The following is a 15,103-nucleotide window of genomic DNA, read 5'->3' as shown; positions in this document are numbered from 1 at the left end:
CATAAAAAAACCTCCGAAGTGGAGGTTTTATTTTCAAGCAGTTAATCTTAGTTAACGCTATCTTTTAATGTTTTACCCGCTTTGAACTTTGGTACAGTCGCTTCAGCAATTTGAATTTCTTTGCCAGTCTGTGGGTTGCGGCCAGTACGAGCTGCGCGTACAGAGGTTTCAAAAGAACCAAAACCTACGATAGAAATTTTGTCACCATTTTTCATGGCTTCAGTAACAGCTTCTTCAAAAGACTTTAGTGCGCGGCCAGCTTCTGCTTTAGTTAACTCAGCATTTTCTGCAATTTTTGCAATTAATTCACTTTTGTTCATGTTGATATTCTCTGCTTTCCATAGATGTGTTTATTTAAAACTAGATTAACATGCCATAAGCCATGGGGCTTTGAAAGCATTTTATCTGATAAATGTGTAGCAATAGGGCATTTTGGTGACATTTACGACGTAAATGACCCCTTTGCCCAGCTTTTGGGGCGAAAATGACGAGTGCCACAGTAAAATTAATCTTCTAATAGTTGATACAGCAGCTGCTTAACCAGTTTAGGCTCAAAAGGTTTATCGCAAAGTGCATTCACTCCTGCACTTGATACATTACTAAGATGTGTATCATTGGCTTCAGATGAGACCATTAATATTGGGATATGGGATTGCTGACTTTCATTGCGAATATATTGGGTCAGTGCTAGACCGTCGACACTCGGCATGTTGTAGTCTGTGATGACTAGGTCAAACATCTGTTGCTGCATGAGTTCTATTGCTTGCGCCCCATCTTCAGCTTCGCTAATGATTCTAATGCCTAAGTTGCCAATGGTTCGCTTAATGACATTACGTGCCATTCGGCTATCATCAACCACTAATGTACGAATATCTTGTACATCAAAATGACTTAAATCCAGTTCATCGTTGCTGATTAAATCGATGGTTGAATTGAGCGCAGTCGCTAGGTGATCGGCATCGAATGGTTTCGGTAGAATGGCGACGACCCCTGATTGCCTGAACACTTCAAGTTGTTCGCGTCGACACTCACTAGAGACCAGCATAAATTGAATGTCATTAAATTGAGTGCTTTGCTTGATGAAACTGAGCAAGTCGGTTGCTTCGCCATCTGAAAAGTGTAAAGCGCTGATGACTAAATCAGGAGTATGTCTTGAGATAATGTCTTTCGCATCAGTGATACTTGATGCAGTTTGAATGCTATTTACACCTTCTTGTTGTAGGCGTGCGGTGATAATTTTACGCTGAGTATCTGAAGGCTCTAGCAATAAAATTGATAGTTCACTGGGGGATAGGTGGCCCATAAATGACTTCTTCTTATTTATTATAAATGCGTCTTATGGGCACATTTTACCTTAAGCTTCTACGTGAATATAGCTATTCTTGCACAAGACATTAACAATCAGGTTTCAAATACTGCGTGGTTTTTTGGCTAAACGCGACCCAATATTGGTACCCCAAAATGAGCACCGCACTCAGTGCAATAGCCGGTACAGGTATACTCACTCCGTTGAATTCGACTTTTACATCTTCAGGGGTGATTTGATAGGCAATAATAGCTGTTGTGGATAAAGCTAACATCGCCAATGTTTGGATTGCGAGGTATATTTTTAACACTAAACTGGCCCAGTGAGTGCGTTTAACGAGTCCAAATAGCACTGGTATTACGCCAATCGTAAACAGATCGATTCCTTGAATGGCGTATGAACGTAGCAAAGCCAGAATAGACAATAAGACGTAAAATGCCATCAATATGATCAGTCTGCGAGGGAGCGAATTGTTAACGGTACTGAATTTAGTCATGAGGTATTGTTATTGATAGTAAAGCAATGAGTTCGTTGTGGTGTAGAATAACGCGAGTTGAGATATTTTGGTGAATAGTTTCCAAAAAGATTAGGAAAAGTGACATGACAGAAGCTGAATTTTGGGACTTAGTGACGCGTACTGAGCCGCAACAATCAGAGCAGCAGTGCCACAGTGAACTGACGGCTAAGCTAACCGAGCTTGATGATGACGCTTTAGCCGCATTTGATAAAATGTTCGGACAGCAGATGCGCCGTAGTTATCATTGGAATATATGGGGAGCGGCGTACATTATCACAGGTTGTGATTCTGATTATGCTTTCGCAGAGTTTAGAGGCTTTTTACTTTCTCTGGGTGAAGACTGGTATAACAAGGTGATTGCTGATCCCGATTGTTTAGGAGAACTGACTTTGTGGCCAACAAAAGATGATTATGCATACCCTTTTATTGAGGACTTTGACTTGATAGCAGGGCAACTCTATGAAGACAGAACAGGTAATGAATTACCTTTTGTTCCTTCCGGGCAGCATACTCCCCAGGGTAAAAAGTTTAGTACCAAGAAGAAAGATCTTAAAAAGAACTATCCAAAACTCAGTGCATTATTTCCATTTTAACGTTCAGAAAACCTAAAATGCAGCCATTAGGCTGCATTTTCATATCGGTAACTAACCTTTAAGGTTTAGCCTTCGCACACTTCAGATTCGTCATCAAAGTCTAATCCACGATTAGCGCATTTTTTTTCCATGAAGTTATGCTCTGCAGTTTCAAGCTGCTGATTAAAGTCTTGTTCAAGTTCAGCGGTATACTCTTGTTCTGCCGAAGCCATGTGCTGGTTCATTAACTGGTGATGTTCTTGAATCGCTTGTTGACCTTCTGCATCGACATCAAATTGATGAGCAAAGCTTGAAGAAGATAATGCCATTGTGACGAAAAAGGTCGCAGCAAGGGTTATTTTCTTAGTCATAGTTACTTTAGCGTTGTTCATAGTGATGTTGTTCATAGTATTACTCCAGTTAAAACTCGTAGGTTTATTGTTGCGCTAATTCCTTGAGCGTTAATGGCAGTGACGCAATCATCTAATGGGGTTGATATGATGCAGTACGTTTGCTTGGGATGTATATTAGCAATCACTGACTGAACAAAAGCTGAACAAAAAAGCAGCTAATAATATTTATCCCAATTTTACTTGCTTGTATAAAGGTGAATGTCTTACAGCAAAGGAAGTCGCTTTGCGTTAAGCTTATATACAGGTTGGGCTTATTATATTGAGATGCAATGAATACATTGCGACAAATTCACTGCCAGGAGACTATATATGAAAGTTAAACATTTACTTATTGCAGGCGCACTAATGTGTAATGTTGCTATCGCTGATGAAGAAGTGATTGAAAACCCAGTCACAGAAGAGGGCATCGTTAAAGTTGAATGGCAAGAGCCTAAAAATTATCGTGATTTAAAAACGGCTACAGAAGTTAAGTCGCGCTTTGAACAACGCTTTTTTGATACCATGACTAAAAATATCAATAAAGAAGCTGAGAAGATACTCAAGCCAAATCAGAAACTCGAAATGGTAGTTTCAGATGTGGACTTAGCAGGCGACTTAAGACCAACGTTCGGGGCTACGTCTGCTAATGAATTACGAATCGTTAAAGATTTGTACCCACCTAGAATGACGTTTACTTACCGTATCACTGAAGGCGATAACGTTGTTATTGCCGGAGATGAAAAGCTAGTTGATATGAACTTCATGTACGGTGTTAATTCTACAAGAAATCAACGACCATTTGAGTATGAAACTCGTATGTTGAAAGATTGGTTAAAGAAAACCGTAGAGCCAGTGCTATAAATCGCGCCATTGAGATAGCTTCAATCAATACAATAAAAACGGCTTATTAAGCCGTTTTTTGTTGCCTATCATCTAAGATGAAAACCTTACCTTGTACATATTTAGCCTGTTTTTTGGCTTCAGCACTGAGCATTGATAATTCATGATCCGTTGTATCATGGGTCATAGCAGGTGGTAATACACCAACACATAGTGAAATTAAAGGGTGGTCGACCATATTACCTTGGCGATCTTTGGCATGCATCGTTTGAGTTTGCCAATGTTCTGTTGAATAAAAAGTGCGTTTACTTTGTTCAAAGTGTTCTACGATGGCTTTACCGTGAGTGAGTGCATCTTGGCAAGTGCAAATCATCACGAAGTCATCTCCGCCTATGTGGCCGACAAAGCAGCGTTCATTTTGATGATGACTTAGTAAGTTAGCCACTTGCATGATGACTTCATCACCTCGTGAGAAACCATAAATATCGTTATAAGGTTTAAAGTGGCATAAATCGAAATACGCTAAGTAAAATGGCTTTTTCTGGGATCGTAAGCGTTTTAACTCTTCTTGAATAGGAACATTTCCAGGTAAGTTGCTAAGCGGGTTAGCATGTCTAGCGACTTTAATTCTATGTTCGGTTATGCGTTGTAATAGATCTTTTGTGTGGCCAATCCCGATTAATTTATCATGCCGTAATATAATAAATTGTTGTGCAACGGTAGTGGCGGTTTCAGAGGTTAGCAGTTGGCTCACCGCTGACAAAGGTTCACTTGCATCAATCTGCAATACTTGTCTGTCCATTACTGCACTCGCCGGATGGTTTTCATGCAGAGCTCGGCCATAGGGTGTGCTAAATAATTCCAGAATATGGTTGCGACTGACGATGCCTTCAGGATGGCCATTTTGAGCGATGACAATTGCTTGCAGTGCTGGTTGAGCAATAAATTGCTCACTGAGTTGCTTCAGCTTTGTCTCAGGTGGCGCGATATTGGCTGATGAGCATAAACTTTCTGCTGTTTCGCAATAACGTGTTTGCGGTGGCAAAGGCATGCTCACCAAGTTTGAGTCCATGTGCGTATTGGGTTTAATGTTGGGTCTACCCAATAAATAACCTTGGCAATAAGTCACCCCTAACTGCTTTAACATGGTTAACTCTTCTGGGGTTTCGATTCCCTCTGCAATGACTTTGCAAGTCAGATTTTGGCATAGCTCCACAATCGAACGCACAAATTCTTGCTTTACTGCCGTGCTGTCTATTTGATGAATAAAATGGCGATCGATTTTGACATAATCAGGAGACAGTTCAGACCATAAGCGTAATCCTGAGTACCCCGCGCCTAAGTCATCAATTGCTGTGAGAAAGCCCTGATTTCGATAGTGGTTCAAACAGTCTTTTAATAAATCAATATCATCGGCTGGGTATTGCTCTGATAGTTCGATAACCACATCTTCAGGCTTTAGCCCCATTTGTTTAATCAGCTGCAGGGTTAGCCCTTTAGGATGGTCAGGATCGAGTAGCGCTTTTGGCGAGATGTTGATAAACAACTTACCTTTAAGCTGACACGCTTTAAAAGCATTAATAGAAATACTGCGGCAGAGTGTTTCTAATTCACTGAGTTTATTAAGATGTTCTGCAGTTTTAAATAAAGGTACTGGAGAATAAAGCGGGCTATGTTCTGGCCCTCGGCTTAACGCTTCAAAACCATGAACCTTTTGAGTTGATATGTTGAAAATAGGCTGAAAGATAGCATTGATAGATTGTTTATATATTATTTTTTCGAGTTCTTTTTCTAAATCTATAACACTCATTACATCAGTTCCATTGCATTTTTTTCCATCAGTCTATGGCAGAAAAATGACAAAAATATGTCTTTGATAACAAATGTATGCACAAAACTAACAGATAAACTTGAAATCGATTCAAGCTCATTTTTCAAAGGAGTGGATTATTTAAATGTGAAAATCCCAAAGCGGAGTTGATTGATACTAAAACGCAGCCCGTGGGCTGCGTTTTTAACAAGTGGTAGGTGCTACTTAGTATTTTGTTTAAACAAATGCAAAGTTTGCAGTAATGCCCCAATTTTTTTTACATGAGCTTCTAACATTTCTGGAGGTATATGGCTGAGACCTTGAAGCTCTTCAAGTTCATTTGCGAGCTCTTGAACATAAGGTAAAAAGCGATTACTTTTTTGGGTAAAGCCTTGTTCTTCAGTGAAGATTGCAACAAACTTACCATGGCCAGCTTGACGCAGTTCGTCGAGTCTTTTATCGGCATCAATGGCTTGACGATATCCTGTTTGCAGACTTTCTTTTAATTGCTGGATAACTTGGGTATACGGCATGATAGCCTCATTACATCATAAAAATTAAGTTAAATTATAAGGGGCTGGCATGGGACTAACAAGTGAATTACCGTTAAAAATCACCGCAACATTATTAACGAGGCTTAGATTCATTTTCGTTGGGCTTGTACTTGCGTTAGCTTTAGCTGTTAATGCGAGTGCAGCAGAAACTGATAAACCACCTTTCTTCAAAGCCAGTTATCAAAATAAACAAATATACTTATTGGGCTCTATTCATATTGGCAAAGCCGACTTTTATCCTTTACCTTTGCAAATAGAACAAAGTTTTGTCGAGTCAGATGCATTAGTGATTGAAGCAGATGTGACTAAAGCCAATATACAACAACTATTGCAGCAGTATGGTTTTGCAAAAGGAAAACAAGCCGACATAGCGAGTTTATATCCGGCTTTTTGCGGTAAAAACCAAACCATGTGCGACGGTTTGAAGCCACTTGCTACTTGGCTTCAGGCAAACCAAATCGGTGTTGGGCGCTTTGCTGAATTGGGGTTTTCACCTGAAGCAGGCGTCGATGTGACATTTGTGGCTCGTGATCCGGCCAAGCCATTACTTGAGCTTGAAAGTGTGGAATTTCAGTTCGACCTCATTTCTTCTTTTTCAGATAAAACTCAAGCGCAATTATTGGATGAAGCGATTAACGCAACCGATGACGAGATGCTTGAGCTGATATCAGCATGGCGTTCGGGCGATCATCAAGCACTCGCAGATATTATGGAGCATCAAGCAGAAGAATCTGATGAGCTATTAACTAAATTGCTTTGGCAAAGAAACCACACGATGACGCAACGAATCATCGAGATTTTACAAGATAGTCATTATCAACGCTTGTTCGTCATTGTTGGCGCTGGGCATGTCGTAGGCCAACAAGCCTTGCCCGAGTTGTTACGAAATGCAGGTGCCGATGTGATCGATTGTTGGAAAATGACCTGTAATGAGTATCGATAATGTAATGTTGTTTTCCATTTGAAGAGTAAAAATTGGCATTTTTTGACTGATGTTATCAATCTAGATGTATAATAGCAGTATTGAAACATTTAATGACGCAGTGTTTAGGTTTGCTAAATACTGCGTTTTTCAGTTAATAAACAAAAGGTAACTCTCTTGAGTCACGACTACTCTATAGAATTAGCTTCGATGCCATCGTTGCTGTCTCTGTATCGAAAGATATTATTATCGCGCAAGCCTGGTTGGGATCAGCAACCGTTGCCAAACATCAATGTGCAGGTCAGTAATATTCACCTCAGTGATAAAAAAATTCAGCAATATGCTGATGTTTGCCAATTTGGTTTTGATGGCAAAGTGTTACCTCCTACGTTTTTATACGTGTTAGCTTTTAGACTTCATGCCAGCATTTTTACCCATAAAGCGATCACCTTTCCATTGCTAGGTATGATCCACCTCAAGAACAGCATTAGCTTATACAGACCCATTAATGCCGATGAAACGTTTGATGTGCAATGTGAGCTGACAAGCAGCCAGACCACAGATGCAGGCCTTGAGTTTGAGCTTGTGTCAAAGGTGTATGTTGGACAGGAACTGGTGTGGGAAGCATTATCAACTTACTTATATCGCATTGAGTCCAAAGGACGCAGAGCAAGACCGCCTAGAGCTTCAGATATGACATGGGAAGATGTGCAAACTTGGGCATTACCTGAAGATTTAGGGCGTCAATATGCTAAAGCCTCTGGGGATTATAATCTGATTCACCTTCATCCTATCGTGTCTAAACGTTTCGGTTTTGAGCGCGTATTAGCTCACGGCATGTGGTCAAAAGCTCGTTCATTAGCGGCATTAATGCAGTTTATTGGTGAGAGACCGTTTAAAGTCGATGTTGAATTCAAGTTACCTGTCTTTATGCCATCAGAAGTCACTTTTGCTTTTGAAAGTATGGAAAATGGTAAACGATTTGAAATGCGTGATATTAAAGGTCGACGTCCGCATTTGCTTGGTAATATGACTTACCTAGATTAATGCTTGTGGTACACCTGTAAATGCGCAAAGAAAAGCCCGAGTTATTCACTCGGGCTTTTTGTATCAATTAAATAGGCTTAATCAGCCGCTTTTTCATGGTAAATATGCACATCCCGTTGTGGGAATGGAATGCTAACCCCTTGAGCGTCAAACTGCATTTTCACTTCACGGGTAATATCCCAGTATACATCCCAGTAATCGATAGGATCTGCCCAAGGGCGCACCACAAAGTCGACTGATGACTCACCTAAGGTGTGAAGCTTAATCGTAGGCTCAGGAAATTGCTTGACCTTTGGGTGAGCCATAACAATGTCGGTAAGGATTTTTTCAGCTTTAGGGATATCATCGCCATAGCCAATACCAAACGTCATATCAACACGGCGTTCTTGTTCAACAGTAATATTGTTAATGGTGTCACCCCAAATTTTATTATTTGGAATGATTAATCGTTGGTTATCTAGGGTTTTAACCGTTGTTGATACCAAGCTCATATGACTAACACGACCTGTTACTCCAGCTGCATTGATCAAGTCACCAACATCATATGGACGGTAGATTAAGATCATCATACCCGATGCAAAGTTAGATAATGTGTCTTGCAAAGCAAAACCAATAATCACACCCGCAATACCAAAACCTGCCAATAATGGTGCCAATTCAAAGCCAAGTTGTGACAGTGCAATTAATAAACCTAAGGCAAAAATCACATTACCTGAAATGGATGTGAAGAAGTCTTGCAACAGCATGCTGAAGTTAAGTTTTGATGAGTTAACGGCTTTGCGCACCACTTTTCGAACGAGCTTAGCGACTAAGCTTGTTAGGAATAAAATGATCAAGAAAATAATCACTTTAAACGTTACGCCTGCACCGTTTTCCAAAGCTTGGTTTTTCGCAATCGTCATCCATTCTTCAATGAGGCTTGATGCAACATCAAAGTTAAGTACATCTTGGGTGATATCACCTGACACACTAAATAATGTTTGTTTAATTTGAGTGGTATCTTGGCCTAAGGTTTCCAGCATTTCGATAGCAATATTTAAGCTTGCAGTATGCATAGCTAAACGATCTTTTAATATGGAAACCTTAGCTTTTTGCTCAGAGGTAATATCAGCACCAGCATTAGAAGCCGTTGCAACAGCATTTTTCAGTTGAGCCTGTGTATAGGTCACCAAACTTTCAAAATAATCCGCTCTTTGTAATACTTCTGCTGTTAGAGCTGCTTCAGCGTTACCAACATTGATATTTAGGGTTTTACCCCAATTAATGGTTTCTAATTCAGCCTTTAGGTAATGATCGCGGTCTTCTTCACGTTTGATAATTTGTTGCATGATGACTGCATCATTATCACCGCCTAAAGTTAGCTTTAACTCCGCTACTCGCTCATCGAGGTATTGGCCGACTTTATCAAGAAAGATGAGCTGTTTATTCACCTGCGGAACCAAATAAGCTAAATCAGGTTCAGGTTGGTTGATTAGTGTTGCTAGCTCCCCACGAAGTAAATTAGTTTTATTGCGTATACGATATTCACTGACATCTTTAAGTTCACCTTTTGCGGTTTTGAGCCATGTAATGTCAGTATCAATCGTTTTTTGTAATTGTTGAATTTTATTGCTTGTTGCTGGATCTATTGCAGCAGCAAAGCTATTACCAGAAAAGCTAATTAAGCTGAATACACAGCAAATAAGAAACAGAATTCTTGGCATGATTAACGTCCTGTAGAATGGTAGAACCCTAATCATAAGTTATTGGATGAACTTTGACGATAATTTGCTAAACTTACGCACTTTTTATTTTTCAGTAGGCTTTATATGGCTGCTTTGCAGTGTGCGCATTGTCATAAACCAATTTCAGTCGCTAAAGTGACAGAAACTCGTGGTAAAGGTTTTTCTGCACAAATACAGTGCTATCACTGTCAAGCCTGGTTAGGGCGTCATGGCATGTTAACGGTATTGAAAGTGATAGGGTTTTATACGGCTGTTGCTGCGGGTATTACAGGTTACTTTGTCGAAGGGCTTGCGAATATCATTACCCCCGTGATCCTGCTTTCACTGATACTAACGGGGATAACGCATTTGATGGATCATCTCATTGTGATTGATGCGCCAGATGATGACGCAACAATAGAAGATTAATCTACAACTTGAACTTGATTTTCTAATGCTGCTTCAACGTAATAAATACCGCCAAGCACAACGACACCAATAATGATCATAGTTAATATAATACCGATGTTATCTTTGAGTAAATTCATCATAGTTAAATCCTCTGTCTTGGCTGACTTTGCAGCAATATATGACTAATATTTTAGCTTTGACAGCTTAAGCTAATCTTAAATAGCTTAACGAGGATTTGTATAAGTTGCTATGTTAAGTCACAAAAATTTAGAAAAAGTGATTTGTAACATTCTTCTGGTTGCTTTTTTTTCAAATTTTTTTAAGATAGTCGCGATTTTTGTTAAACAGAGAACACTTCTTTGCCTCATTCAATGCGAACAAGACAATTAATAGCGATCTGGCTGTCAGCCATGCTCGTGTTATTGTCGTTTGCGGCTTCTGCACATAATTCTGTGCATTTGCATGATGGAGCAAGTACACAATGTACGCTTTGTTTTCATCAACACCAATTGCAAAAAACGCTTCCAAGCACGGATGTCAATATTGCCGTAGTTCGTCAAACTTTCGAACCGACTATTGAATCCATTGTTGCTTCATATTTTGCCCATCAAACGGTTTACCATAGCCGAGCACCACCCGTTTTCTCCTAGTTCTATACATACCCAACAAATTTTTACGGATAAATTATTTTTCGACTATTCAAGATGATGGTCGACTACTTGTTGTATTTTGGAGAAAAAATGTCTTACTCAAACAAACGTCTTTCATTGGTTGCAGCTGCTTGTGCCTTGGTTTCTACTCATGCTTTTGCTGAAGATTCTAGCCTAACAAATCCTAATATAAGTGCCGTTTTAGATGGTTTTTATCAAACAGGCGATCGTGGCTTAGGTGGCCGCAGTGAAGGGTTTGGTTTAGGCGAAACAGAGCTTGCTATCAGTGCCAACATCGATGACATGTTCTACGGTAAAGTGACTGCCATTTTAGAGTCTCATGACGGTGAAACTGAAATTGAACTAGAAGAAGCCTTCATTCAAACCATGGGATTACCGGGTGGTCTAGGGATTCGTGCTGGTCGCTTTTTATCTGATGTCGGTTACTTAAATAACCAACATTTACACACAGATGCATTCGTTGATCGTCCAGGTGCTTATCGTGCATTTATGGGCGGTCATTATTTTGATGATGGTGTTCGTTTAACGTATGTAGCACCAACTGATCTATATTGGACAATGGGTGTTGAAGCATTCAAAGGTGACAAAATGCGCGCCGAAGATGAGCATGGCGAGCGCGATTTCGATACGGTAGGGGTTTATTCAGCCTTCACTAAATTTGGTGGTGATATTGGCTTATCAAGTTCATGGCAAGTGGGCTTAAGCTATTTACGTAACTCAAATGGTCAAGGTGTTGTAGAAGGGGAAGATGAGCACGAACATGATGTGATTGCTGATGACGATCATGATCATGAAGGTCACACTCATAGTGCATCTTACACGGGCGAAAACACTTACATCGCCGACTTTGTCTACAAATGGGCTCCAAACGGCAACTATAAGTATCAACACTTAACAGTGAGCGGTGAGTACTTCCGTGTGAATGATATCTTCTCATTTGAAGAGGAACATGATCATGAAGAGCATGATGATCACGGTGAAGAAAGTCATAACGATTACCATGAAGGTTGGTACTTAAGCAGTGTTTACCAGTTCTCTCCTAACTGGTCAGCGGGTTTACGTTACGGTGAAGTTGATACATTCGAAGCTCATGGCGATCATTTAGATGCGCAAAAGCTAAAAGAAACCGAGCTTAGTTTAGCGTGGCATCACAGTCACTTCTCGACAGTGCGTCTACAATATACTAATCAGAAGGGGACCAACTTTGATGGTTTTGAAGACGATAATATCGTAACCCTACAGTATGTCATGACATTAGGAGCTCACGGTGCGCATCAATTCTAAAACGCTAATCGCCATAGGTGCTTTATTTAGTCCCTTTTTGGCGGGTTCAGCAAACGCACAATTGAATGTGTTTGCTTGTGAGCCTGAATATGCAGCCTTAAGCCAAGAGCTAGCACCTGATGCGAAAGTGTATTCGGCGACGAGTGCTTTACAAGACCCGCATCAAGTACAAGCTAGACCAAGCTTGATTGCCAAAATGCGTCAAGCAGACTTAGTGGTTTGTGCTGGTGCTGACCTTGAAATAGGTTGGCTGCCTATGCTGCAAATGAAAGCATCGAACAATAAGGTGCGTTCAACAGATAATGGTTTGTTTTATGCGGCTGAACATATTGAGACGCTAGATCAACTTGAGAATGTTGACCGCTCAATGGGAGATGTTCACGCCAAAGGTAACCCACATTTGCATTTTGACCCTAGCAGGTTGCTACAGGTAGCAGATGCCTTATCTGCCAAAATGACGCAGCTTGATCCTGACTCGGCGACGAGTTACCAAGCAAACCTTGCTGCATTTAGTGAAAAGTGGCAAAAAGCGATTCCTCAGTGGGAAGAAAAAGCAGCAGGGCTTAAAGGTAAGAAAGTGATTGCTTACCACTCAAGCTTTCGTTACTTGTTCAACTGGCTAGGAATGGAGCAAGTTGCTGATTTAGAGCCAAAGCCAGGGATCCCACCTAGCAGTAGTCATCTTGCTAAGCTGGTTAGTCGCAGCCAAGAAGGCGATGTCATGGCTATATTGTTCACTTCGTATCAGGATGATCGTGGTGCCAATTGGCTAGGAGAAAGAACGGATTTACCAGTGATAATGTTGCCTATGTCTGTTGGTGGTAATGATGAAAGCAAGGATTTATTTAGCCTCTATGATAGCGTGATTTCGTTACTCACAGAGGTGGAATAGCCTATGCTTGATCTCGAGCTGCTACCAATACTGCTCCCCGCATTTGTTGCGGGGATATTGGTGCTGTCTACGCATGTGGTCTTAGGTCGTCAAGTACTAAAACGTGGCATCATCTTTATTGATTTAGCCATTGCACAAGTGGCGGCTTTAGGTGCCATTGTGTCGCATATGGATCATAGATTAGAAGAGCTGCCTTTTTCTCATGTATGGATGCCTGCTTTATTTGCGTTAGCGGGAGCGGGCTTTATTGCCTGGCTTTCAAAACGTTTTGCTGATGAGCTTGAAGCTATTATTGGTTGTTTTTATGTGTTGAGTGCTGTGGCCGCGATGTTGTTATTGTCTAACGATCCTCATGGCGCAGAGCTCTTAAAACAATTAATGTCAGGGCAAATATTATGGGTTAACTGGTCGCAACTCGTATTACCAGGTGTGGTGTCTGCTGCGATATTGTTACTGGTAGTCATTAGGCCACAAGTACTTGATGGTGCAGGGTTCTACTTCTTATTTGCGATAGTGATTACCTTGTCGGTTGAATTAGTTGGCGTTTACTTAGTCTTTAGTACGCTAATTTTGCCCGCCTTAGCACTGAATAAATACCATGGTAAAGGGCAACTTGTGCTGACGTATGTGGTTGGATTTGTTGGCTACTTAGCAGGGCTTATACTCTCTGCCAGTTATGATTTGCCTAGTGGTGCCGCAATAGTGGCAGCCTTAGCGTTCAGTGCTATTACTATGCGTGTTTTATTGTCTTTTAATCAAACTAACAATGTCTGATTAAAAGCGGTTTGTGAAGCGTATAAGACTAGCGATTGAAGTCACTAAGTACAGAATTAATGGTGCGTTAATGTTAACGCACCATTCTTTTATCTGGGCTAGTGTATAATTATTTTAGCTTACAAATGTAAACTGAAATTAAACAAACCATTGAGTCCAGCTACTGTGCTGGCTATACTGTCGCCACTTTCTTCGCAGGAGTCTGCTTGTGCTGTTAATTGCTCGTTCAATTATTCTTGCAGTGTTATTAACACTGGCGTTTTTTTTCGCAATAATCCTTTGTCTTGTTAGACCTATGCATCGTGACAATGTACATGTTATTGCACGTATTTTTGCTTCAGTTGCTCCTATTTTAGGTATCAAGGTGATCACGCGTCACGCAGCAGAAGAAAACCCTAAAGAGCCTAAAATCTATTTAGCTAATCATCAAAATAACTTTGATTTATTTACCCACACTTCTGCTGTGCCTAAAGCAACGGTGAGTTTAGGTAAGAAAAGTTTGGCTTGGATGCCGCTATTTGGACAAATTTACTGGTTATCAGGCAATATTCTTATTGACCGTAAGAACCGTCATAGTGCATTTGATACTATGGCTAAAACGGTCGAGAAAATGAAAAACAAATTATTATCTGTATGGATTTTCCCTGAGGGAACACGTTCTCGTGGACGTGGCTTGTTACCTTTTAAGGTTGGGGCTTTTCATACTGCTATCGCAGCGAAAGCTTCAATCGTACCGGTCCTTGCCTCTTGTCAAAATCACATTAAATTAAATCGTTGGAACAATGGTGTGGTGATTGTTGAGATGATGGCTCCTATGTCGACTGCAGGTGTTGATAAAGCGGATGTGAAAAAGCTATGTGCTAAGGTACATGAAGCAATGTCAGTTCGATTGGCTGAATTAAATCAAGAAGCATCTGCATTAATGGCTAAACCTCAATAGGTTTATCAAGTATAATTGACCATTAGCCGCATAATTTTTGTTAACGGAGTTACTCCATGTCTATTGAAAGTCTACTAAAAGAGCAGTTTGCTGAGAACCGTGAAATCATTCAAGCATTACTTGATGATGGCTCGCAGGCTGATGCTGAATACACGATTGAGCATCACTTTTCTTCGACTAACTTTGATCGTTTAGAAAAAGCGGCTGTTGATGCATTTAAGCTTGGCTTTGAAGTTAATGATGCTGAAGAAATGCAACTTGAAGATGGTTCGTTAATTTTCTGCTTTGACGCGATTGCAAATCATGCTTTAGAAGCTGACTTACTGGATAAAGCATGTGAGCAGCTTATGATTTTAGCTCAAAAGCAAAAAGTAGATTACGACGGTTGGGGCACATTCTTTATTGGTGATGAAGACGAACTTGATGAAGAGTACGACGAAGAATAACGACGACTATCTTCATCGCTGA

General features: G+C 40.5%; 19 protein-coding genes. 11 read left to right on the top strand and 8 right to left on the bottom strand.

The window, feature by feature from the left end; genetic code table 11:
• Window positions 1–47: 47 nt before the first annotated feature.
• The 3 genes from J8L86_RS12275 to J8L86_RS12265 all read right to left on the bottom strand — a co-directional run bounded on the left by J8L86_RS12275 (window position 48) and on the right by J8L86_RS12265 (window position 1,748).
• Window positions 48–320 (bottom strand): HU family DNA-binding protein, encoded by a 273-nt coding sequence (locus J8L86_RS12275; protein ID WP_055022718.1) that lies wholly within the window; start codon window positions 318–320, stop codon window positions 48–50.
• Window positions 321–505: 185 nt separating this feature from the next.
• Entirely contained in the window at window positions 506–1,303 is a 798-nt protein-coding gene (locus tag J8L86_RS12270; RefSeq protein ID WP_055022717.1) for a response regulator, read from the bottom strand.
• A gap of 91 nt (window positions 1,304–1,394) precedes the next feature.
• Window positions 1,395–1,748, bottom strand: coding sequence for a hypothetical protein (locus J8L86_RS12265; protein ID WP_247663357.1), 354 nt, complete (start codon window positions 1,746–1,748; stop codon window positions 1,395–1,397).
• A 158-nt stretch (window positions 1,749–1,906) separates the two neighbouring features.
• Between J8L86_RS12265 and J8L86_RS12260 the strand changes: the two genes are divergently transcribed.
• On the top strand, window positions 1,907–2,416 hold the full coding sequence (locus J8L86_RS12260) for a DUF4240 domain-containing protein (protein WP_055022715.1): 510 nt from the start codon (window positions 1,907–1,909) through the stop codon (window positions 2,414–2,416).
• A 65-nt stretch (window positions 2,417–2,481) separates the two neighbouring features.
• On the opposite strand, the gene J8L86_RS12255 is transcribed toward J8L86_RS12260, so the two are convergent.
• The gene (locus tag J8L86_RS12255) at window positions 2,482–2,802 is read right to left on the bottom strand and encodes a hypothetical protein (protein ID WP_065109765.1); all 321 of its coding nucleotides are present in this window, start codon (window positions 2,800–2,802) and stop codon (window positions 2,482–2,484) included.
• Window positions 2,803–3,117: 315 nt separating this feature from the next.
• Between J8L86_RS12255 and J8L86_RS12250 the strand changes: the two genes are divergently transcribed.
• Window positions 3,118–3,648, top strand: coding sequence for a DUF3016 domain-containing protein (locus tag J8L86_RS12250; RefSeq protein WP_211030525.1), 531 nt, complete (start codon window positions 3,118–3,120; stop codon window positions 3,646–3,648).
• A gap of 46 nt (window positions 3,649–3,694) precedes the next feature.
• Here J8L86_RS12250 and J8L86_RS12245 read toward each other — a convergent pair whose 3' ends face one another.
• Window positions 3,695–5,437 carry a GGDEF domain-containing protein gene (locus J8L86_RS12245; protein ID WP_211030523.1) on the bottom strand — a complete coding sequence of 581 codons (1,743 nt, stop codon included), beginning with the start codon at window positions 5,435–5,437 and terminating at the stop codon, window positions 3,695–3,697.
• 221 nt (window positions 5,438–5,658) lie between these two features.
• Entirely contained in the window at window positions 5,659–5,970 is a 312-nt protein-coding gene (locus J8L86_RS12240) for a hypothetical protein (protein ID WP_055022711.1), read from the bottom strand.
• 49 nt (window positions 5,971–6,019) lie between these two features.
• Between J8L86_RS12240 and J8L86_RS12235 the strand changes: the two genes are divergently transcribed.
• A complete protein-coding gene (locus J8L86_RS12235) occupies window positions 6,020–6,934 on the top strand; it encodes a TraB/GumN family protein (protein ID WP_211030521.1) in 915 nt (304 codons plus the stop codon).
• Window positions 6,935–7,090: 156 nt separating this feature from the next.
• Window positions 7,091–7,960: a MaoC/PaaZ C-terminal domain-containing protein gene (locus J8L86_RS12230; protein ID WP_065109769.1), complete on the top strand. Its 870-nt coding sequence runs from the start codon at window positions 7,091–7,093 to the stop codon at window positions 7,958–7,960.
• 77 nt (window positions 7,961–8,037) lie between these two features.
• Here J8L86_RS12230 and J8L86_RS12225 read toward each other — a convergent pair whose 3' ends face one another.
• Window positions 8,038–9,663 (bottom strand): mechanosensitive ion channel family protein, encoded by a 1,626-nt coding sequence (locus J8L86_RS12225; RefSeq protein WP_211030519.1) that lies wholly within the window; start codon window positions 9,661–9,663, stop codon window positions 8,038–8,040.
• Window positions 9,664–9,768: 105 nt separating this feature from the next.
• On the opposite strand from J8L86_RS12225, the gene J8L86_RS12220 reads away from it, so the two are divergent.
• Entirely contained in the window at window positions 9,769–10,092 is a 324-nt protein-coding gene (locus tag J8L86_RS12220) for a hypothetical protein (protein ID WP_211030517.1), read from the top strand.
• On the opposite strand, the gene J8L86_RS21275 is transcribed toward J8L86_RS12220, so the two are convergent.
• Window positions 10,089–10,214 (bottom strand): hypothetical protein, encoded by a 126-nt coding sequence (locus J8L86_RS21275; protein WP_282098413.1) that lies wholly within the window; start codon window positions 10,212–10,214, stop codon window positions 10,089–10,091. The two genes, J8L86_RS12220 and J8L86_RS21275, sit on opposite strands and share 4 nt — an antisense overlap.
• Window positions 10,215–10,445: 231 nt before the next feature.
• On the opposite strand from J8L86_RS21275, the gene J8L86_RS12215 reads away from it, so the two are divergent.
• The 6 genes from J8L86_RS12215 to rraB all read left to right on the top strand — a co-directional run bounded on the left by J8L86_RS12215 (window position 10,446) and on the right by rraB (window position 15,081).
• Window positions 10,446–10,724: a hypothetical protein gene (locus tag J8L86_RS12215; protein WP_082419829.1), complete on the top strand. Its 279-nt coding sequence runs from the start codon at window positions 10,446–10,448 to the stop codon at window positions 10,722–10,724.
• A 90-nt stretch (window positions 10,725–10,814) separates the two neighbouring features.
• On the top strand, window positions 10,815–12,029 hold the full coding sequence (locus tag J8L86_RS12210; protein WP_065109771.1) for a hypothetical protein: 1,215 nt from the start codon (window positions 10,815–10,817) through the stop codon (window positions 12,027–12,029).
• Window positions 12,019–12,921 (top strand): zinc ABC transporter substrate-binding protein, encoded by a 903-nt coding sequence (locus J8L86_RS12205; protein ID WP_348772654.1) that lies wholly within the window; start codon window positions 12,019–12,021, stop codon window positions 12,919–12,921. The genes J8L86_RS12210 and J8L86_RS12205 overlap by 11 nt, the downstream gene beginning before the upstream one ends.
• A 3-nt stretch (window positions 12,922–12,924) precedes the next feature.
• A complete protein-coding gene (locus J8L86_RS12200; protein WP_065109773.1) occupies window positions 12,925–13,695 on the top strand; it encodes a metal ABC transporter permease in 771 nt (256 codons plus the stop codon).
• Window positions 13,696–13,903: 208 nt separating this feature from the next.
• A complete protein-coding gene (locus J8L86_RS12195) occupies window positions 13,904–14,635 on the top strand; it encodes a 1-acylglycerol-3-phosphate O-acyltransferase (RefSeq protein WP_065109774.1) in 732 nt (243 codons plus the stop codon).
• A 56-nt stretch (window positions 14,636–14,691) separates the two neighbouring features.
• Window positions 14,692–15,081, top strand: a complete 390-nt coding sequence (gene rraB, locus J8L86_RS12190; RefSeq protein ID WP_211030513.1) for a ribonuclease E inhibitor RraB — start codon at window positions 14,692–14,694, stop codon at window positions 15,079–15,081.
• Window positions 15,082–15,103 lie beyond the last annotated feature (22 nt).

Origin of the sequence: Shewanella sp. MMG014, assembly GCF_018100775.1 — a bacterium.
Classification (GTDB): Bacteria; Pseudomonadota; Gammaproteobacteria; order Enterobacterales; family Shewanellaceae; genus Shewanella; species Shewanella japonica.
Note: the sequence above shows the minus strand (reverse complement) of the source record. Positions and strands in the feature narration are given on the sequence as shown.